Raw genomic sequence first — 19,508 nt, 5'->3', positions numbered from 1 at the left:
GCCTTCCCTACTCCGAGTCTAAACGCCTTTGGCCATTCTGGCAGGGCATTTAGCCAGCATTTGAGAGGTGTCTTGCGCAAACGTTCCCTGCTTTTTCAATGACCGCTATGCTGTTCATTCGGGGGGCTTTTTTCAGCACAGAGGGAACTTCGGAGCGCACCCGGCTTACAGATAATGAACAGACTTTTGTACAGGAATCCCCCAATGTCCCAGACACCCCAGCCCCTGCTCGTCGTCGAAGATGACGCTATCGTGCGCATGCTGATGGTCGAGGTGCTTGAAGAGCTGGGCTATCAGGTGCTGCAGGCTGCCGATGCAGAAGCGGCGCTGAAGGTTTTGAAAGACACGCAACAATCCCTGGCCTTGCTGCTGACCGACGTCGGCCTGCCGGACATGAACGGCAAGGACCTGGCAGTAAAAGCCCGGGAGCTGCGTCCGGCGCTGCCGGTGCTGTTTGCCAGTGGCTATGGCGACAACCTCGATGTACCGGCCGACCTGCACCAGATCGCCAAGCCGTTCAGCATCGACCAGTTGCGTGACAAGGTGCAGGGTATTCTCCAGGCCTTTTAGGGATGAGTGGGGGTGGGAGCGCAGAATCTGCTTTAATACGCGCTTTTGCCAAGGTCCCCGATACCCATGTCCGCCCCTGCCCTCAACGTCCTGGTCATTGGCTACGTCTGGCCCGAGCCGCGCTCTTCGGCCGCCGGTTCGCACATGATGCAGATCCTTGAAAGCTTCGTGCAGTGCGGCTGGCGCATCACCTTCAGCAGCCCTGCAGCCATTGGCGAGCACAAGGCCGACCTGGCAAGCCTGGGTATCGCCGAGCAGGCCATCACCCTCAACGACAGCAGCTTCGACCGCTTTGTCGGCGAACTGGCCCCGGACGTCGTGCTGTTCGACCGTTTCATGATGGAAGAGCAGTTCGGCTGGCGTGTGGAAAAACACTGCCCCAACGCCCTGCGCGTGCTGGAAACCTCCGACCTGCAAAGCCTGCGCGATGCTCGCCAGCAACTGCTGCGCCGGCGCCTGATCGAGGGCCTGGACCCGAATGATTTTCGCGCGCTGTTCAACACCTCCGGCCCCGACCTCTATCGGCAGATGGCCAGCGCCGACCTGACCCTGCGCGAACTCGCCGCCATCTACCGCAGCGACCTGAGCCTGATGATCTCCGACGTCGAGATCGACCTGCTGCTCAACGGCTTCGGCGTGCCCGAGCACCTGCTGCACTGGTGCCCGCTGATGCTCGACGCGCCCAGCGAGCCGTTCAAACCGTTCGCCGAGCGCGCGCACTTCCTCAGCATCGGCAACTTCCGCCATGCGCCGAACTGGGACGCGGTGCTGTGGATGAAGAACAGCCTGTGGCCGATGATCCGTCGGCGCCTGCCGCAGGCGCAGTTGCACATCTACGGTGCCTACACCCCGCCCAAGGCCACGGCGCTGCACAAACCGGCCGAGGGCTTTCACATCATGAACTGGGCTGAAGATGCCCTGGAAGTGATGAGCAATGCGCGCATCTGCCTGGCCCCCCTGCGCTTTGGCGCCGGGATCAAGGGCAAGCTCACCGACGCCATGCAATGCGGCACGCCCAGCGTGACCACGCCGATCGGCGCCGAAGCCATGCACGGCGCCCTGCCCTGGCCCGGTGCGATCGCCGAGACCGCCGAAGGCCTGGCCGAAGCCGCGGCGACGCTATACAGCGACGAAGCGCGCTGGAACCAGGCGCAGCAGGACGCGCGCCGGCTGTTGAGCGCTCGCTACGACCGTCGCCAGCACGCCAACGCCTTGGTCGAACGCATCGAATACGCCCTGGCCGACCTCGACCAGCACCGCCTGTTCAACTTCACCGGCGCCATGCTCCGCCACCACCAGCACAAAAGCACCCAGTACATGGCCCAGTGGATCGAGGCCAAGAATCGCCTGGCTACAGCGGCCGACGCAGCAGATAAGTGTCCATGATCCAGCCCTTGCGCGCCCGTGCCTGTTCACGGGCGGCGAGGATCTGCGCCTTGACCTCGAGCAGCGGCCCGGCAATCAGGATCTGGTCCGCCGTGCCCAGGTAAGCGCCCCAATAGATGTGCAACTGCGGATCATCCAGCGCCGCGAAGGCGCACTGGCCATCGAGCATGACCACCAGGTTGTCGATGCGCGGCTGTTCGGCCAGACGCCGCCCGGGCAACACGGTCAGGGGCTCGCCAATACGGTTCAAGGCAATGCGGTGGCCGGCGGCCAGGGCCTGCACGCTGCTGATGCCGGGGATCACTTCAAGCGCCAGTGACACGCCTCGGGCCTGCACCAGATCGAGAATACGCAGGGTACTGTCGTACAGGGTCGGCTCGCCCCACAGCAGGAAAGCGCCACATTCACCGTCCGCCAGTTCGTTTTCGATCAGGCTGGCGTACAGCGCCGCACGCTGCTGGTGCCAGTCCTGCACTGCACCGACATAGTCGCTGGCCGCGCCATCGCGCAGCGGGTCATCGACCTGCACCAGGCGATACCCGGGTTGATCGATGTAACGTTCGAGAATGTTCTTGCGCAGTTGCAGCAACTCATCCTTGACCGCGCCCTTGTCGAGCACGAAGAACACCTGGGCACGGTTCAGCCCGTCGATGGCTTCAAGGGTGATCTGGCGCGGATTGCCCGGCCCGATACCAATCAACAGCAGTTGTTTCATTGCAAGTCGCTTCCATGGCCCGGCCAGCCCCTATAGTCGGCTGGCCGAAGCACAATGGCAACGTACTGTTGTTTAGAAGATCGAGAAGTTGTAGCTGACGATCACCCGGGTTTCGTCCATGTCGCGGGCATACTTCTCGTAGTTGCTGCGGTAGGTGGAGTTACGCAAGCGCACGCTGACATCCTTGAAGGTGCCGCCCTGGATCTGGTACTTGAGCTCGCTGTCGCGTTCCCACTCCTTGCCCTCGGCCAGGCTGCCCGGGACCTTGATATGGTCACCGTTGATGTAGCGGGTAAAGAAACTCAAGCCCGGTACACCCATGGCCTTGAAGTCGTAGTCGTAGCGCAGTTGCCAGGAGCGCTCCTGGGCTGCAGCGAAGTCGTTGACCTGGGCGTAGTTGACCAGGTACGGGTTGCTGCCATCCAGGTACGGCATGGCGTTCTCGCCATACATGCGCTGCCAGCCGGCGCTGACCTTGTGCCCACCCAGGCTATAACCGAGCATGCCGCTCAAGGCGCGGTGATCGATATCGCCGGCGCGCGCACGGCCGATGTCGTCGCTCTTGATCAGGCGCAGGTCGGCCGACAGGCTGCCGACGCTCAACGGCTGGCTGGCCATCAGGCCCAGGAAGTGCTGGCGGTAGATGTTCTCAAGTTTGGCCACCTGGTACTGCGCACTCAGGCGGTCATTGAACTTGTAGTCGACCCCGGCCATGTCGAAATGGTCGGCAGTGGTATTGCAGGCGTAGCGTTTGTTCTTGCAATGAACGCGGATGTCCTGACGGTCGGTTGAATCCCGCGCGGTGTACTTGTCCAGGCGGGCAACGGTGAACTTCAGGCCCTTGATTTCTTCGGAGGTCAGCAGCGTGCCCTGAAACATCGTCGGCAACAAACGCCCGTCGTTGTACTTGAGCAGCGGCATGTCCGGCATCATCGAGCCGACCTTGAGCACCGTCTGCGAATAACGCATCTTGCCGGCCACGCCCATCTTCGCGTACTGGTCTACCGAACCGCGCGGGTCATGTCCGCTGGACGGCAACAGACCACTGTTGCTGTCGGCCGGGCTGGAGTCGAGTTTGAAGCCGAGCATGCCCAGTGCATCAACACCAAATCCTACAGTGCCTTCGGTGTAGCCGGACTGCACATTGAGAATAAAGCCCTGGGCCCACTCTTCGCGTTTCGAGGCTCCCTGACTGGAACTGGTATGACCATCACGGAAGTCACGGTTGAAGTAGACGTTGCGTGCTTCGACTTTGGCGCTGCTGTCTTCAAGAAAACCAGCGGCTTGAGTCGATACAGCAGCAAACATCGCGAGCAGGCCGATAAGGCTGCGCCCGGGCGCGAGAGGGTATGGGGCAAACATGAGAAGCGAAATCCGAAAGAAAGGCAAAAAACAACCGGCGCCGGTCCCGGCGCCGACAATGCTCCCAGCGCCGATGGCAGTCGACGGTGACCGCCTATCATCTCGCAACCGCTCTAGACCGGCCCATTGGACCATGGTCTAAGGCGCCAGGCACAGTGTCGACTAGTTCTTTGGCCACGGTGTGGGGTTAATTAAGAAAGTTCCATAAGCGGTAATATAAAAGTTTAATGTTTACCCGCCTCGTACAGACTACTACACTCTTTATTAGTGCGATGTTGTACCCAACCCGGTGGCGGCTGCGTTATACAGAATGTTGCTGATCTTCACGCATGCCGGGCCACTGCAGACTTAAAGGAGTGATGACAGTGTCCAGACTTGCAGAGTTCCGCGCTGCCGAAAAGGCCCTTCAGGAACAAATGGCGCAATTGGAGGCGCTTAAAAAGGATGCCGGCCTGAAGCGCGAAATCGAGTTCGAAAAGAAACTTGTCGACCTGATGAAACACTACGACAAGGGCCTGCGCGATATTATCGCCATCCTCGATCCAAAAGCGTCCCACAAAGGCCCGGTCAGCGCGCCGAAACAGCGCCGCGCGCGGGTCGTAAAGGTCTATGAAAACCCGCACACCGGCGAGCTGATCGAGACCAAGGGCGGCAACCACCGGGGCCTGAAAGCCTGGAAGGAACAGTACGGCGCCAAGACAGTCGACAGCTGGTTGCGTAAGTGAAAAACACCTTCACACTTTTTTCACATCGACTGGCTCAGGATGAAGGCTGCTAACGGACTAGCGCCCCATACGCCCGCTTCGGCGGGCTTCTAATTCTTGCGCCCCGCCCTGTAAAGGCGGGGCGCAAATCGTTTGCGCAATCGCTTCAGTTCCGTATCATGACGCCCTGACTGTTTTGCTGGCAGCACTGTTGCCAGCCTCAAATGCGGAGAGCCCATGAGCCTGAACCATCTCGACACCCTCCCTGGTGTCACCGCGCAACCGGATGCCGCGACCCACAACTTCGTTTTCAACCACACCATGCTGCGGGTCAAGGACGTTGCCAAGTCCCTGGACTTCTACACCCGTGTGCTGGGCTTCAGCCTGGTAGAAAAACGCGACTTCCCGGAAGCCGAGTTCAGCCTGTACTTCCTCGCCCTGGTCGACAAGGCGCAAATCCCGGCTGACGCCGCCAAGCGCACCGAGTGGATGAAGTCGATCCCTGGCATCCTCGAACTGACCCACAACCACGGTACCGAGAACGACGCCGACTTTGCCTACCACAACGGCAACACCGACCCGCGTGGTTTCGGCCATATCTGCATCTCGGTGCCGGATATCCGTGCAGCCTGCGAGCGTTTCGAGCAACTGGGCGTCACCTTCCAGAAACGCCTGAGCGACGGCCGCATGAAGCACCTGGCGTTCATCAAGGACCCGGATGATTACTGGGTCGAGATCATTCAGCCGACCGCGTTCTGATCAAGGCCTTTCGATACTGTACTGGCCTCATCGCTGGCAAGCCAGCTCCCACAATGGATCTGTGTACGCCGGACTTGTGGGAGCTGGCCTTGCCGGCGATCGAGCGCGCAGAGGTCGCAATCCAGACAACACTTGATGTGCTGGCTGTACCGGCCTCATCGCGGGTCTAGCCCGCTCCTGCATTGGATCTGTACCAACTGACCCCGCCCCCGCGTCGCCAGGCAGTAATACAACGGGCACGTCACCAACAGCCCCACCAGCCACGACAAGTCCGCACCCTCCACCAGATTGGCATACGGCCCGACATACAGCGACGTATTGGCAAACGGCAGTTGCACCAGGATCCCACAGGCATAAGCGACGATCGCATGGGCATTGAAGCGCCCGTAGACGCCGCCATCGGCACGAAAGATCGAGGCAATGTCGTAGCTACCGCGCTTGATCAGGTAGAAGTCGATCAGGTTGATCGACGCCCAGGGCACCAGTACCAGCAACAGCGCCAGGATCAGGCCGATGAAATGACCAATGAAGTCCGCCGAGGCGCTCAACGCCACCAGGCAGCAGCCCAACAGAATCACACTGGCCAGCACCACACGCACCTTGATGCTCGGGGTCCAGCGGCTGGCAAAGGTCTGGATCGAGGTGACGATCGATAACACCGCGCCATACAGGTTAAGGGCGTTGTGGCTGATGATGTTGAGCAGGAACAGCACCATCAGGATCGGCCCCAACCAGCCGGTGGCCTGCTCCACCGCCGCCATCGCCTCGGTCCCCTCCGGCACCGCCAGTACGGCAACGACGCCAAAGCTGAACGACAGAATAGTGCCCAAGGTAGCGCCGAAATAGGTTGCCCAGAACGGCCGCGCAATACCCACTTCACGCGGCAGGTAGCGTGAATAGTCGGACACGTAGGGTGAAAAGCTGATCTGCCAGATCACCCCCAGCGACAAGGTCGCAACCCAGCCCGACAGGTTGAAGCCGCCACGGCTGAAGAAATCGGCCGGCAACTCCTGGGCGAAGATCATTGCAAAGCCCGCCAGCAACGCCGTACCCATCACCCAGGTACCGATGCGGTTGAGGCTATGGATGAATCGGTAGCCGATCACGCCAATGGCGGTGGCGCTGAGGGCGCCGATGATGATCGCCGCCGGCATCGGCACGCTCGGCGCAATGCCGTGGATCGACTTGCCGGCCAGGACGATGTTGGAAATAAAGAAGCCGACATAGATGATGGCGGCAAAGAACACGATCAGCAGCGCGCCATAACGGCCGAACTGACCACGGCTCTGGACCATCTGCGGAATGCCCATCTGCGGCCCTTGGGCCGAGGCCAGGGCAATGACAATACCTCCGAGCATATGGCCTAGGACAATGGCCAGCATTCCCCAGAACAAATTGAGATGGAACACCTGAACCACCATGGCCCCGGTGACAATCGGCAGCGGCGCAATGTTGGTGCTGAACCACAAGGTGAACAGATCGCGCGCCTGACCATGGCGCTCGGCGGGCGGTACGTAATCGACCGTATGGTTTTCGATCAACTGCTGTTGCGAAGACGGCTGGGACATGGGCAATAAGCTCGAAAGGTTCTGTTTTTATCTTTGTAGGAAACCGCTTGCGGAGCGCTCGAAACGAGCAACTTAGCTGCGCACCATATTATGGTATTCCATCTTTTTCACAAGACTGATCCGGCCGTTTTGCCTGCAACTGATCTGATTTTTTGCTCGCCCTCTTCCTTCCATATTCGCTCAAACCCCCGTATTTGCGGGCGCTTAAGGCAATGCTGGGCCGTTCGTCCCGACTGAAAATTCCACTTGCAAATTAGGTATTACGGTATACCATCAGACACATCAAACAAAAACGCGGACCACCGCTGCTTCCGAGGACCACGCCATGATCGACGCAACCGTCTACAAGAACGTCCTGGGCTCCTTCCCGTCCGGCGTTACGGTGATTACCACCCTGGACGACGACGGCCAGGTCGTCGGCCTGACCGCCAGCGCGTTCAGTTCGCTGTCCATGGACCCGCCGCTGGTACTGTTCTGCCCCAACTACAGCTCCGATTCCTACCCGGTGCTGATCCGCAACAAGCGCTTCGCCATCCACTTGCTGTCCGGCGCACAACAGGCCGAAGCCTATGCCTTTGCGCGCAAGGGCAAGGACAAGGCCCAGGGCATCGACTGGACCCTGAGCGCACTGGGCAATCCGTTGCTGGCCAACGCCACGGCAATCATCGAATGCGAGCTGTGGCGCGAATATGAAGGCGGCGACCACGCGATCATGGTCGGCGCAGTGAAAAACCTCATCGTCCCCGAGCAGGCCCCCAGCCCGCTGGTGTACTGCCGCGGCAAGATGGCCGAACTGCCAGCCTTGGCCTGAGCCCCGCTATTCTTACGACAGGCGCCAGGCGCAGGTCGAGAGTCATGCCGCCTGACTCGACAGGCGACCTACAACAAGATCCGAGGAATGCGTCATGAAATTTTCGTTGTTCGTACACATGGAACGTTGGGATGAACAGGTCAGCCACCGCCAGCTGTTCGAAGACCTCACCGAACTGACCCTGATGGCCGAAGACGGCGGTTTCAGCACCGTGTGGATCGGCGAACACCACGCCATGGAATACACCATCTCGCCCAGCCCGATGCCGCTGCTGGCCTACCTCGCGGCGCGCACCACGACCATCCACCTCGGTGCCGGGACCATCATTGCGCCGTTCTGGCACCCGCTACGGGTGGCCGGTGAATGCGCCCTGCTCGATGTGATCAGCAACGGCCGCATGGAAGTCGGCCTGGCCCGCGGCGCCTACCAGTTCGAGTTCGACCGCATGGCTGGGGGCATGCCCGCCTCCGAGGGCGGTCAGGCCCTGCGTGAGATGGTCCCGGTGATCCGTGCCTTGTGGCAAGGCGACTACGCCCACGACGGCGAGATCTGGAAGTTCCCCACCTCGACCTGCGTGCCCAAGCCGCTGCACAAGCCCATGCCGCCGATGTGGATCGCCGCGCGCGACCCGGACTCGCACAACTTCGCGGTCAAGAACGGCTGCAACGTGATGGTCACGCCGCTGATGAAAGGCGATGAAGAAGTCCTCGACCTTAAAAACAAGTTCGATGCGGCCCTGGCCAACAACCCCGAGGTACCGCGTCCGCAACTGATGGTGCTACGCCACACCCACGTGCATGCCGCGGATGACGCCGACGGCTGGAAAGTCGGCGCCCAGGCCATCTCGCGCTTCTACCGGACCTTCGATGCCTGGTTCGGCAACAAGCAGGTGCCGGAGAACGGCTTTTTGGCCCCCAGCCCGGAAGAGAAATTCAAGGAACGCCCGGAGTTCGAACTGGACAACATCCGCAAGAACACCATGATCGGCACCCCGGCAGAAATCATCGCGCGCATTCGTTACTACCAGCAACTGGGGGTCGACGAGTTCAGCTTCTGGTGCGACAACAGCCTGTCCCACGCCGAGAAGAAAAAGTCGCTGGCGCTGTTTATCAACGAAGTGGTGCCGGCGTTCCGCTGACCGTCACGTTCGTCGGCCCGGATCCAACCGGGCCGACGCTGTGGTATACCCGAAAAAGCAACCTGACTGATGCGCTTTCGATACCACAGCAGCGAGGTAAGGATGATGAAAACCCTTCAATGCGTGCATCGCAACCACACCATCACCGCAAGCGTCGAAACCCACCCGGGCATTCCCACGCCCTTCAACGCCGGATGCCTGATTACCGATCCCGAGGGCCACACCAGCCGGCGCTTGTCGCTGCCGGTGAAGATGGCCTACCTGGCCGACCTTGATAACGCCCAGCATGCATCACTGGCGCACGGCAAATGGCTGGTCGACCAGCAACTGGATAAGCGTCAACAGCTGTTTTGACTGAACAACCGTGCACCTATGTGGCCCCCTGATCCTGAGCGGGGCCCTGCTGCTCCGGCAACGCCAGCCCGTAATCACTTTGCTCGTTCCAGTCCTCACCGAACACTTCCGCCGGGTGCATGGTGCGGTCGGCGCCGTTACCGCAGGCCAGGGCGTTGGCCGCGCAGTAGCGGTCACAACCCCAGCAGATGCGCTCGGGGTGCTTGGGGCTGATGGGAAAAGGCTTGGCCATGAGATGCCTCGGACGGGCAATGGGCGAGCTTCCACGCTACTGCGCAGCTAAAGTCCTGCCCTTGATGCAGATCAAGGGTGCGGCCGGATCGCCGGTAAAATTGATAATAATCATTATTATTCGCGCAAAGGCTTCCTAGACTCGGGCTCCCACTGCCCAGCCCCGGAAGCCATCATGCGTACGCCCCTCTCGTTGTCACTCGCCTTGCTCCTGATCACCCCGCAGGCGTTCGCCAAGGAATACCCCATCGGCGAGCCGCAACTGTGCCCGGGCCTGGAAGTCGGCGCGGTGTACCTGCAGCCGATCGAAATGGCCCCGGCCGGGATGATGCGCGCGACCGTCGACTCCGATATCCACCTGGAAGCCGACGTGCGCGCCACTGAAAACAACCGCCAGGGCTTTCAGGAAGGCAGTTTCGTGCCCTACCTGAATGTCGCCTTCAGCCTGCAGAAACAGGGCAGCGACACACCCATCAGCGGTAACTTCCACGCCATGGTCGCCAACGACGGGCCGCACTATGGCGATAACGTCAAGCTGCAGGGGCCAGGCAAATACCAGTTGACCTTCACCCTGCTGCCGCCGGCCGGCCACGGCTCGCTCGGACGCCATACCGACAAGGAAACCGGCGTCGAACCCTGGTTCGAGCGCTGCGAACTGCACTACGAATTCGTTTATGCCGGGATCGGCAAGAAAGGCGGTTATTGAATGAAGGCCATGGCCCTGTTGCTCGCTTGTGCGGCCTTGCCGCTGAGCGCCGCGCCGCTGCCGAGTTTCGAGCTGATCCTGCGCGACGGCCACTTCACCCCTGCGCTGCTCGAGGTGCCGGCCGGTCAGCGTTTCAAGATCGTCCTGAAAAACCTCGGCGAGGGCCCGGCGGAATTCGAAAGCACGCCGCTGCGGGTGGAGAAAGTGCTGTCGCCCGGGGTGACCAGCTTTGTCGTCATTCACCCATTGCGCCCCGGCCACTATCCGTTCTTCGACGAATTCAATCCGCAGTTGCCCGAGGGCGGCATCCTCGCCAAATAACGCTGCTGCAGGGAGTTTCCATGAATCAAGCCTTGTTCATCGTCTGGCGCGAAAGCGTCGAGGCGCTGCTGGTGATCGGCATTCTCCAGGCCTGGGCCGACCAGCAACAACGCGCTCAGCGCCTGCTGGGGTTTCTGTGGGCTGGCGTGGCCCTGGGCCTGCTGCTGTCGGCGCTGCTGGCGCTGCTGATCCTGTTTGCCGGCGAGGCCATGAGTGGCGCCGGCAACGAATGGTTCCAGGCCGGCATGGCGCTGGTCGCCAGTCTGCTGATGGTGCAGATGGTCGGCTGGATGCATCGCCACGCCCGCTCACTCAAGGATGACTTGCGCCGCCATGCTGATCGGCAACTGGCGCGCCAGGGCGGCATCGGCCTGTTGCTTCTGGCGATGCTGGCAGTCAGCCGGGAAGGCAGCGAAACCGTGGTCTTTCTGTATGGGGCCGGCGCACGCCTGCACGGCACGCAACTGGGCCTGTTTGCCATCGGCGGGGTTGCCGGGCTGGTGTTGTCGGGCTTGTCCATCGCCCTGCTGCACAGCAGCCGGCGATTTGTTTCCTGGCGGCGTTTCTTTGCCATCAGCGAAGCGCTGTTGCTGCTGCTGGCTGCCGGGCTGCTGGTCAGTGCGAGCGAACGCATCGGCGGCCAGTTGCTGGCTTGGGACCTGCCGGAGATGGCTTACAGCCTGGTCGGCGACGCCCTTTGGGACAGCAGCGCCTGGCTCAGCGACAGTCACGGCCCGGGCAGTTTTCTCGCAGGTTTCGCCGGCTACCGGGCGAGCCCCAGCGCGCTCACCCTGCTGGTGCTCTGCGGCTACTGGCTGAGTGTCGGCTGCTGGTTGCTGCAGCGCAGGACAGGCGCCCAAGCATGTCCAGCCTGAGCTTGCACAATCGCTGGCTACAACGCCTGGGCGACGGCATGCGGCGCAACGCCGGGGTGATCAGGGTACTTCAATGGGCGGTTGTGCTGTTCTACGCCCTGCTGCTAGTGCTGCCGGCATTTCTACCTTTACCGAACAGCCAGGCACGCATGCTGGATAACCTGACCCTGCTCGCCCAGTTCCTGTTCTGGGGTATCTGGTGGCCATTCGTGCTGCTGTCGATCGTGCTGTTCGGCAGGCTCTGGTGCGGCGTGCTCTGCCCCGAAGGCGCGCTGAGCGAGTGGGCCAGCCAGTATGGCCGGGGCATGGGCGTGCCACGCTGGCTGCGCTGGGGTGGCTGGCCGACCCTGGCGTTCTGCCTGACCACCCTCTACGGCCAATTGATCAGCGTCTATGACTACGCCCAGGCGGCGCTGCTGATTCTCGGCGGCTCGACCCTGGCGGCGGTGCTGGTCGGTGTGCTGTTCGTGCGTGGCAAGCGCATCTGGTGCCGCTACCTGTGCCCGGTCAGCGGGGTCTTCGCCCTGCTCGCCCGGCTGGCGCCGGTGCACTTTCAGGTCGATGAACAGCGCTGGCAAGCCAACGCCGGGCCACGCCTGCCACCGCCCAACTGCGCCCCGCTGCTGGACATCCGGCGGATGCGCGGCGCCCGTGATTGCCATGCCTGTGGCCGCTGCAGCGGGCAACGCGGCGCGGTGCAACTGATCGCCCGCTCCAGCAACCAGGAGATCCTTGAATCGGCCACCCACACCCCCTCGCCCTGGGACACCCGCTTGCTGCTGTTCGGGGTGATCGGCCTGGCCATGGGCGCCTTCCAATGGACAGTCAGCCCCTGGTTCATCGCCCTCAAGCAATGGCTGGCCAACTGGCTGGTGGAGCATGAGCTGCTCTGGCCGCTACAGGACAACGCGCCCTGGTGGCTGCTGACCCATTACCCGCAACTCAACGACAGTTTCAGCTGGCTCGACGGCTTCAGTATCGTCACGTACCTGTGTGGCAGTGCCCTGCTGCTCGGCGGCGGGCTGCTGATCCTGCTGCGCCTGGCCGCGCGGCTGGCGGGCAATCCTGCCCTGTATTGGCCCCTGAGCCTGTGCCTGACGCCCCTGGGTGGTGCAGGGCTGTTCCTTGGCTTGTCGGCCACCACGGTGAAGTTGCTGCGCTTTGAGGGCTTGCTGCTGGACTGGGTACAGCCGGCCAGGGCCACGTTGTTGATCGCGGCCTTGGGCTGGAGCCTGCTGTTGGCGAGCAAGCTGCTGGCAGCGCAACATATCCGTGGCTGGCGCCGTTGCGGCGCCAGCGCTTGCCTGTTGCTGGCCGTCGCCGCAGTGGGCTATGGCGGGTGGTTGCAGTTCTGGGGCTGGAGCTAGACCTTGAAGCGCGCCACGGTCTGGCTCAGGCTGCCGGCCATCTGCGCCAGGTCCTGGCCGGCGGTGTCGGTGTGTTGCGCACCGAGCAGCACCTGATCGGACAGGTTGCGGATGCCCACCAGGTTGCGGTCCACTTCGCGGGCCACCAGGGCCTGCTCTTCGGTGGCGCTGGCGATCATCATGTTGCGCTCGTTGATCTGCGAGATCGACTGGGTGATCGCCTCCAGCGCTTCACCGGCACGCTGCGCCACCTCCAGGGTGGTGTGTACCCGCTCGCTGCTGCTGAGCATGGCGGTCACCGCCTGGCCGGTGTCCTGGCGGATATTGCCGATCATCTGCTCGATCTCCTGGGTCGAGACCTGGGTGCGATGGGCCAAGGCCCGCACCTCATCGGCAACCACGGCAAAGCCGCGCCCGGCATCACCGGCCCGGGCCGCTTCGATCGCAGCGTTGAGCGCCAGCAGGTTGGTCTGTTCGGCAATGCTGCGGATCACATCCAGCACGGTGCTGATGTCCTGCACGCGCCCGGCCAGTTGCTGGATGCGCCCGGAGGTATCGTTGACGTCATCGGCCAGGGCGGTGATCGAGGCTACCGTCTCGCGCACCTGTTCACGACCACGCTGGGCGGTTTGCTCGGAGACCTTCGAGGCTTCGCTGGTGCTCACCGCGTTGCGCGCCACCTCGTCCACCGCAGCAGTCATCTCGTTGACCGCTGCCGCTGCCTGCTCGATTTCCAGGCCCTGCAACTGCAGGCTGCTGCTGGTCTGGCTACTGACCGCACTGAGCTCCTCGGAGGAGCTGGCAACGCGCTCCACCGAGGCGGCGATGTGCTTGACCATGCCATTGAGGCTCTGCTGCATTTCATGCATGTTGAGCATCACGCTGCCGTCGGCGCTGGCGTGGGTCGGTACCTCGATGGTCAGGTCGCCCTGGGCGATCTGGCTCAGCACCCGTGCGGCGGTATCCGGCTCGCCACCCAGCGGCCGGGTCACACTGCGGGTCACCACCAGCGCGGCGGCGAGCACCGCCACCAGGCACAACGCGAACAGCCCGAGCATGTTCAGCCGGGCATCGTTGTAGAGCGCCTGCGCAGCTTGTTCGCGCTCGACGAAAATCTGCCCCTGCAGGGCCATCAGGGTTTCCAGGTTCTTGTAGACCTCGCGCTCGGCGGGCACCACCTGCTGCTTGAGCTGGGCCATCGCCGCTTGCCCATCGCCCTGGCGAATCAGGGTCTGCACCTGGGTGAAGGCAGCGACATACGCTTCGCGGCTGGCTTTCAGCGCGGCATAGGCGGCCTTGCCTTCGGGCAGGTAGAACAACGGCTCGAGCGTCGCCAGGGCCTGGCTGATGCGCTGCTTGGTGGTGTCGATGGCCTGCTGCACCTGCAGGTTGTCCTTGTCGATCAGCAGGTCGCGGGTGTTGCGCGCGTTGTCGCGCACGCCGGTGGCAATGACCATGATCGGCTCGATCTTCGGCCAGTCCTGTTTGACGATCACCACCGCCTGCTCCTTGAGCGTGGCCAGATCGTGCAGTGCATAGAAAGCCAGGCCAAGGAGCGCCAGGGGCGCGATGGCAAAGCCGATGAGGATACGTTGTGCTGTGGTCAATCTGGTCATTTCAAAGCCTTACTAGTCGCGTACTTCAAACACGGGAAACAGCGCGTGGAGGGTGCCCCACAGCTCGGGCAGCAAGCTTTGTGCCGAAGCACTGGGCAATTGCGCATCGAGCATGCGTGCCGTGCGCACCAACTGCACGACGAAGCGTTTGACCCCGAGCGCGTTCAAGCGCCGGGCCAGGGTGATGAGTCGGAGGGGATCGATCAGGTGCCAGTGCACCGTGGTGCGGCATTCATAGTCGACGCCGCTGGCCAGCAGGTAGTCGAGGCTGCGCCAGTTGGCCTGGCCGCTGCCGCGCACGCCGGTGACCGCCTGGCCGTCCTCGGCCAGCGCCTTGACGTCAAAGCCCACCCAATCGGTGCCGGGCAATACCCGGGCAAAGACCTCGGGCTTGATCCCGGCACTGTGCAGGCCGATGGCAAAGCCCATGGCCCGCACCTGGGCCATGGCCTCTGCCAGGCTGTCCTGCAAGGTCGGTTCGCCGCCGCTGAACACCACGGCGTCGAGCAGGCCCCGACGCCGCTGCAAAAACTCCAGCACCTGCGCCCAGGGCAGTTCATCACTACCCCGGGGCGGGATCAGTTGCGGGTTGTGGCAATAACGGCAACGCCAGGCGCAGCCCTGGCAGAACAGCACACAGGCCAGCCTGCCGGGGTAATCGAGGGTGGTCAGGGGCACCATGCCCCCGACCCGCAGCACTCGATTCATCGGTGCCCGGCCGTTGCCGCGCCCTCATTGAAATGCAGCCGTTCCTGGTGCTCGGACTGTTTGCCGGGGTTGAACGCCGACACCGGGCGGTGATAGCCCATGACCCGGGTCCAGACTTCGCACCGTTGGCGTTGCGCCACGGGCAGGGATTGCTGTGCAGTCATGTTGAAGCTCCTTGCAGTTGGGGGTAAAGCGGGGTCAATGCACGCTGCCCTGCTGCTGAGCCAGCAACAGCGCCTCGTCGCACTTGGGGCAGAACTCATGTTCGCCATCCAGGTAGCCGTGTACCGGGCAGATGGAAAACGTCGGGGTGATCGTCAGGTACGGCAGGCGGAAGCGCTCCAGGGCCCTGCGCACCAGTTGCTTGCAGGCCTGGGCCGAGGAGATCCGCTCGGCCATGTACAGGTGCAGCACGGTGCCGCCGGTGTACTTGCATTGCAGCTCGTCCTGCAGCTCCAGAGCCTCGAACGGATCGTCGGTGTAGCCCACCGGCAGCTGCGATGAGTTGGTGTAGTACGGAGCCTGGCTGCACCCGGCCTGGAGGATGTCGGGGAAGCGCTTGAGGTCTTCCTTGGCGAAGCGGTAGGTGGTGCCTTCGGCCGGGGTCGCTTCGAGGTTGTACAGGTGGCCGGTTTCTTCCTGGAAGCGCACCAGGGTGGCACGCACGTGGTCCAGCAGGTTGAGGGCGAAGCGCCGGCCCTGGGCGCTGTGCAGGCCCATCTGGTCGTCGCTGAAGTTGCGCAGCATCTCGTGCAGGCCGTTGACGCCAATGGTCGAGAAGTGATTGCGCAAGGTACCCAGGTAGCGTTTGGTGTACGGGTACAAACCGGCATCCATGTGATGCTGGATCACCTTGCGCTTGACCTCCAGGCTCTCCATGGCCAGTTCCATCAGGGCATCCAGGCGCTGCAGCAGGCCGCTGACATCACCTTTGAACAGGTAGCCCAGACGCGCGCAGTTGATCGTTACCACGCCCAGCGAGCCGGTCTGCTCGGCCGAGCCGAACAGGCCGCCTCCGCGCTTGAGCAGCTCGCGCACATCCAGTTGCAGGCGACAGCACATCGAGCGCACCTGGTTGGGCTGCATGTCCGAGTTGAGGAAGTTCTGGAAGTACGGCAGGCCGTAGCGGGCGGTCATTTCGAACAGGCGCTCGGCGTTGTCGCTGTCCCAGGGAAAATCATGGGTGATGTTGTAGGTCGGGATCGGGAAGGTGAACACCCGGCCCTTGGCGTCGCCGGCCTGCATCACCTCGATGTAGGCCCGGTTGAGCAGGTCCATTTCGGCCTGCAGCTCGCCATAGGCAAAGGGCATCTCCTCGCCGCCGATCACCGGGATCTGTTCGCGCAGGTCCTGCGGGCAGACCCAGTCAAAGGTCAGGTTGGTAAAGGGCGTTTGCGTGCCCCAGCGCGACGGCACGTTGAGGTTGTAGATGAACTCCTGGATGGCCTGGCGCACCTCTTCAAAGCTCAGCTGGTCCTTGCGCACGTAAGGCGCGAGGTAAGTGTCGAACGAACTGAACGCCTGGGCCCCGGCCCATTCGTTCTGCAGGGTGCCGAGAAAGTTGACCATCTGCCCCAGGGCGCTGCTCAAGTGCTTGGGCGGCCCGGCCTCGACCCGCCCGGGCACGCCATTGAGGCCCTCGTGCAGCAAGCTGCGCAGCGACCAGCCGGCGCAGTAGCCGGCGAGCATGTCGAGGTCATGGATGTGCAGGTCGGCCTCGCGGTGGGCGCGGCCGATGGCTTCGCTGTAGACCTCGTCGAGCCAATAGTTGGCAGTGACCTTGCCGGAGACGTTGAGCACCAGCCCGCCGAGGGAATAACCCTGGTTGGCGTTGGCCTGCACCCGCCAGTCTTCGCGGTTGAGGTATTCGTTCATCGAGGTCGCGACTTCGACCAGGGTCTTGCGGTCACGGCGCAAGCGCCCATGCTGTTCGCGGTAGACGATATAGGCGCGTAGCGAAAGGAAGTGGCCGGCGTCCATCAGCACCCGCTCGACCCGGTCCTGGATCTGCTCGACGTGCAGCTTGGAGTAGCCCTCAAGGTGGGCAAGGACTGCTTCAAGCAAACCGTCTGCCTCAGCTTCGGCATACTCGCCAGTGGCCTTGCCGGCGGCGATCAACGCCTGGCGGATCTTGTCCGCGTCGAAGGCCACCAGGCTGCCGTCGCGCTTGTGCAACCGGTTATGCCCTACCCTGATCAGCGTGCTGTGCATTTGCCCTCCGGACACTACATATAGATGTTTATTGATCTAGAAACACAATATGCAGTGAAGGCTACGGGTAAAGCGGGTGGAAGAAATTGATCGATATCAAGGTTGCCAGGTTGTGCAATCAACCCGGGCTGCTGCGCAGCCATCGCTGGCAAGCCAGCGATGAGGCCAGAACCGCCACCCTCACCCGCCGCTCATGTTCATGAACCGCAAGATCTGCACCTCCCCCTGCGCACTGAAATCATGGCGCAACGGCTTGCGCCGCAACGCCTGTTGCAACGCGTTGATGATCGGCTGGTCATCGAGCGGATAGCGCCTCAACAAGCCACGCAAATCCAGCGAATCCTCCTGCCCCAGGCACAGCAACAAGCGCCCTTCCACGGTCATCCGTACCCGGTTGCAGCTGGCGCAGAAGTTGTGACTGTTGGGCGAGATAAAGCCGATACGCGTATCGGGATGCCGGGCCAGACGCATGTAGCGCGCCGGCCCACCGCTGTTTTCGGCGCTGTCGAGCAGGGCATGCCGGCTGGCAATCAGCGCCCGCACCTCGTCGCTGGCGCAGAACGACTCGCCGCGCGAACGGCCGACTTCGCCCAAGGGCATCTCTTCGATGAAGGTGATGTCGATGCGCTGGTCGATGGCGTACTGCACCAGAGGCAATACTTCATCGAAGTTGCGCCCTTTCATCACCACGCAGTTGAGCTTGACGCCCTCGAAGCCGGCATCACCCGCCGCCTCGATGCCGCGCAGGACCTGATCGAGATCGCCATTGCGGGTAATCGCCCGGAAGCGTTCGCCGTCCAGGCTGTCGAGGCTGATGTTCATGCGCTTGACCCCGGCGTCTACCAGCGGCCGGGCCAGGCGCTGCAACTGCGAGCCATTGCTGGTCATCACCAGTTCACGCAGGCCCGGCAAGGCGGCAATGTGACGGCACAGTTCGACGATGCCCGGACGAATCAACGGTTCGCCGCCGGTCAGGCGGATCTTGCGCACGCCCTGGCCAACGAACAGCGTGGCCAGGCGTTGCAATTCCTCCAGGGTCAGCACCTGCTGGCGTGGCAGGAAGGTCATGTGCTTGGCCATGCAGTACACACAGCGAAAATCACAGCGATCGGTCACCGACATGCGCAAGTAATCGATCTGCCGCCCGAAGCCGTCCTGCATCACAGTGCTCATCACCTTCCCCTTATTGCACCAGCGGTGAATCGGCGCCCTGCAAGCGGATGCCGCGAATATCGGCGGCACCGATCAGGGTTTGCAGGTACTGCACCAGGGCCTTTTGCCACACGCCCTGCTGCAACTGGGTGCGAATCGCCGTGGCCACCGCCTCATAAGGCAAAGCCTGGCCTTCGATACGCAGGTCGACACTGACCAGGTGCCAGCCGTAGCGGCTTTCCAGCGGCTTGCCGGCCAGCCCCGGGGCCAGGGTGAACAGCTGGCGCTCCAGCTCCGGCACGGTCTGGCCCTTGCTGATCTGCCCCAGCTCACCGCCCTGGGCCTTCGACGGGCAGGCCGAATACTTCTGCGCAAGCTCGGCGAACTGCTCGGGAAACTGCATCAGGCGCTCATGGAGGATCTCGGCCTGTGCCAGCGCCAGGCTGCGCGCTTCGGCATCATCCGGCGCACACTCCAGCAGGATGTGCCGCACCGCCAGCAGCGGCGCGCTGTGAAAGCGCGCGCGGTTGCTGTGGTAGTAGCGTTGGCAGGTGGCCTCGTCACACACCGGTACCTGCACTTCGCGCTCCAGCAGCAAGCGGGTGGCCGCCTCCTCCTGGTTCTCGCCGGCGCCGACCTGCAATTGCAGCCCCAGCTCGGCAATCCGCTGCTGCATCAGCTCGCGGATTACCAACGCGCGGGCGGCCATGTACACCGCCTCTTCGCGATCCGCTGCCGGGTGGTACTGCAGCTCCTGGGCCAACGCCTCGGGGCTGAGGGATACACCGTTGACGCTGATGATCGGCCATTCCTGTTCACTGCTGGCGATCAGTTGCGCCGGCGGCTCGAGCTCCACCGCCAGGGCACTTGGCGCGGTTTCAAGGACCGTCGAAGACGCGCAACCACCGCCACCGCCGTTACCGCCACCACATCCACATCCGCTAGTCATGGCAA

21 protein-coding genes are annotated in these 19,508 nt (G+C 62.7%); 11 read left to right on the top strand and 10 right to left on the bottom strand.

Annotation, left to right across the window (positions count from 1 at the left end; genetic code table 11):
- Positions 1 to 204: 204 nt before the first annotated feature.
- Positions 205 to 570, top strand: a complete 366-nt coding sequence (locus ABM562_RS17615; RefSeq protein ID WP_346617179.1) for a response regulator — start codon at positions 205 to 207, stop codon at positions 568 to 570.
- A 66-nt stretch (positions 571 to 636) separates the two neighbouring features.
- Entirely contained in the window at positions 637 to 1,956 is a 1,320-nt protein-coding gene (locus ABM562_RS17610; protein ID WP_460422791.1) for a glycosyltransferase, read from the top strand.
- Here the strand turns inward: ABM562_RS17610 and cobF are convergent.
- Both cobF and ABM562_RS17600 read right to left on the bottom strand, forming a co-directional pair.
- Positions 1,922 to 2,671, bottom strand: coding sequence for a precorrin-6A synthase (deacetylating) (cobF, locus tag ABM562_RS17605; protein WP_115086399.1), 750 nt, complete (start codon positions 2,669 to 2,671; stop codon positions 1,922 to 1,924). The two genes, ABM562_RS17610 and cobF, sit on opposite strands and share 35 nt — an antisense overlap.
- A 72-nt stretch (positions 2,672 to 2,743) precedes the next feature.
- A complete protein-coding gene (locus ABM562_RS17600) occupies positions 2,744 to 4,033 on the bottom strand; it encodes an OprD family porin (protein WP_460422789.1) in 1,290 nt (429 codons plus the stop codon).
- A gap of 365 nt (positions 4,034 to 4,398) precedes the next feature.
- Between ABM562_RS17600 and ABM562_RS17595 the strand changes: the two genes are divergently transcribed.
- Both ABM562_RS17595 and gloA read left to right on the top strand, forming a co-directional pair.
- The gene (locus tag ABM562_RS17595) at positions 4,399 to 4,758 is read left to right on the top strand and encodes a histone-like nucleoid-structuring protein, MvaT/MvaU family (protein WP_115086397.1); all 360 of its coding nucleotides are present in this window, start codon (positions 4,399 to 4,401) and stop codon (positions 4,756 to 4,758) included.
- Between the two features lie 216 nt (positions 4,759 to 4,974).
- Positions 4,975 to 5,496, top strand: a complete 522-nt coding sequence (gene gloA, locus ABM562_RS17590) for a lactoylglutathione lyase (RefSeq protein ID WP_115086396.1) — start codon at positions 4,975 to 4,977, stop codon at positions 5,494 to 5,496.
- Positions 5,497 to 5,651: 155 nt separating this feature from the next.
- On the opposite strand, the gene ABM562_RS17585 is transcribed toward gloA, so the two are convergent.
- Entirely contained in the window at positions 5,652 to 7,064 is a 1,413-nt protein-coding gene (locus ABM562_RS17585; protein ID WP_346617176.1) for a purine-cytosine permease family protein, read from the bottom strand.
- Positions 7,065 to 7,389: 325 nt separating this feature from the next.
- On the opposite strand from ABM562_RS17585, the gene ABM562_RS17580 reads away from it, so the two are divergent.
- The 3 genes from ABM562_RS17580 (at position 7,390) to ABM562_RS17570 (ending at position 9,367) form a co-directional block, all read left to right on the top strand.
- On the top strand, positions 7,390 to 7,875 hold the full coding sequence (locus tag ABM562_RS17580; protein ID WP_115086394.1) for a flavin reductase family protein: 486 nt from the start codon (positions 7,390 to 7,392) through the stop codon (positions 7,873 to 7,875).
- Positions 7,876 to 7,969: 94 nt separating this feature from the next.
- On the top strand, positions 7,970 to 9,013 hold the full coding sequence (locus tag ABM562_RS17575) for an LLM class flavin-dependent oxidoreductase (RefSeq protein ID WP_115086393.1): 1,044 nt from the start codon (positions 7,970 to 7,972) through the stop codon (positions 9,011 to 9,013).
- Positions 9,014 to 9,118: 105 nt separating this feature from the next.
- On the top strand, positions 9,119 to 9,367 hold the full coding sequence (locus tag ABM562_RS17570; RefSeq protein WP_115086392.1) for a hypothetical protein: 249 nt from the start codon (positions 9,119 to 9,121) through the stop codon (positions 9,365 to 9,367).
- Positions 9,368 to 9,383: 16 nt separating this feature from the next.
- Here the strand turns inward: ABM562_RS17570 and ABM562_RS17565 are convergent, their stop codons facing one another.
- Positions 9,384 to 9,599, bottom strand: coding sequence for a DUF3079 domain-containing protein (locus ABM562_RS17565; protein WP_258579178.1), 216 nt, complete (start codon positions 9,597 to 9,599; stop codon positions 9,384 to 9,386).
- A 174-nt stretch (positions 9,600 to 9,773) separates the two neighbouring features.
- Here ABM562_RS17565 and ABM562_RS17560 point away from each other — a divergent pair, with 174 nt between their 5' ends.
- From ABM562_RS17560 to ABM562_RS17545, 4 genes are read left to right on the top strand one after another with little or no spacing between them, the layout of a single operon-like run.
- A complete protein-coding gene (locus ABM562_RS17560; protein WP_115086390.1) occupies positions 9,774 to 10,304 on the top strand; it encodes an iron transporter in 531 nt (176 codons plus the stop codon).
- A complete protein-coding gene (locus ABM562_RS17555; protein WP_115086389.1) occupies positions 10,305 to 10,625 on the top strand; it encodes a cupredoxin domain-containing protein in 321 nt (106 codons plus the stop codon).
- A gap of 20 nt (positions 10,626 to 10,645) precedes the next feature.
- Complete coding sequence (locus ABM562_RS17550; RefSeq protein WP_115086388.1) at positions 10,646 to 11,500, top strand: FTR1 family iron permease; 855 nt, start codon at positions 10,646 to 10,648, stop codon at positions 11,498 to 11,500.
- The gene (locus ABM562_RS17545) at positions 11,488 to 12,867 is read left to right on the top strand and encodes a 4Fe-4S binding protein (RefSeq protein ID WP_460422785.1); all 1,380 of its coding nucleotides are present in this window, start codon (positions 11,488 to 11,490) and stop codon (positions 12,865 to 12,867) included. Before ABM562_RS17550 ends, ABM562_RS17545 begins: the two co-directional genes overlap by 13 nt.
- Here ABM562_RS17545 and ABM562_RS17540 read toward each other — a convergent pair.
- The 6 genes from ABM562_RS17540 to ABM562_RS17515 form a co-directional block, all read right to left on the bottom strand.
- Positions 12,864 to 14,483, bottom strand: coding sequence for a methyl-accepting chemotaxis protein (locus tag ABM562_RS17540; RefSeq protein WP_460422783.1), 1,620 nt, complete (start codon positions 14,481 to 14,483; stop codon positions 12,864 to 12,866). The two genes, ABM562_RS17545 and ABM562_RS17540, sit on opposite strands and share 4 nt — an antisense overlap.
- Positions 14,484 to 14,495: 12 nt before the next feature.
- A complete protein-coding gene (locus ABM562_RS17535; RefSeq protein WP_346617955.1) occupies positions 14,496 to 15,191 on the bottom strand; it encodes an anaerobic ribonucleoside-triphosphate reductase activating protein in 696 nt (231 codons plus the stop codon).
- Positions 15,188 to 15,355: an anaerobic ribonucleoside-triphosphate reductase gene (gene nrdD / locus ABM562_RS17530; RefSeq protein ID WP_115086384.1), complete on the bottom strand. Its 168-nt coding sequence runs from the start codon at positions 15,353 to 15,355 to the stop codon at positions 15,188 to 15,190. The genes ABM562_RS17535 and nrdD overlap by 4 nt, the downstream gene beginning before the upstream one ends.
- Positions 15,356 to 15,389: 34 nt before the next feature.
- Positions 15,390 to 17,402, bottom strand: coding sequence for a ribonucleoside triphosphate reductase (locus ABM562_RS17525; RefSeq protein WP_134062376.1), 2,013 nt, complete (start codon positions 17,400 to 17,402; stop codon positions 15,390 to 15,392).
- Between the two features lie 180 nt (positions 17,403 to 17,582).
- Positions 17,583 to 18,575, bottom strand: a complete 993-nt coding sequence (moaA, locus tag ABM562_RS17520; protein WP_460422781.1) for a GTP 3',8-cyclase MoaA — start codon at positions 18,573 to 18,575, stop codon at positions 17,583 to 17,585.
- Positions 18,576 to 18,585: 10 nt separating this feature from the next.
- A complete protein-coding gene (locus ABM562_RS17515) occupies positions 18,586 to 19,503 on the bottom strand; it encodes a peptidylprolyl isomerase (protein WP_115086381.1) in 918 nt (305 codons plus the stop codon).
- Positions 19,504 to 19,508: the final 5 nt, after the last annotated feature.

Source organism: Pseudomonas sp. ZL2 (assembly GCF_054788455.1).
Note: the sequence above shows the minus strand (reverse complement) of the source record. Positions and strands in the feature narration are given on the sequence as shown.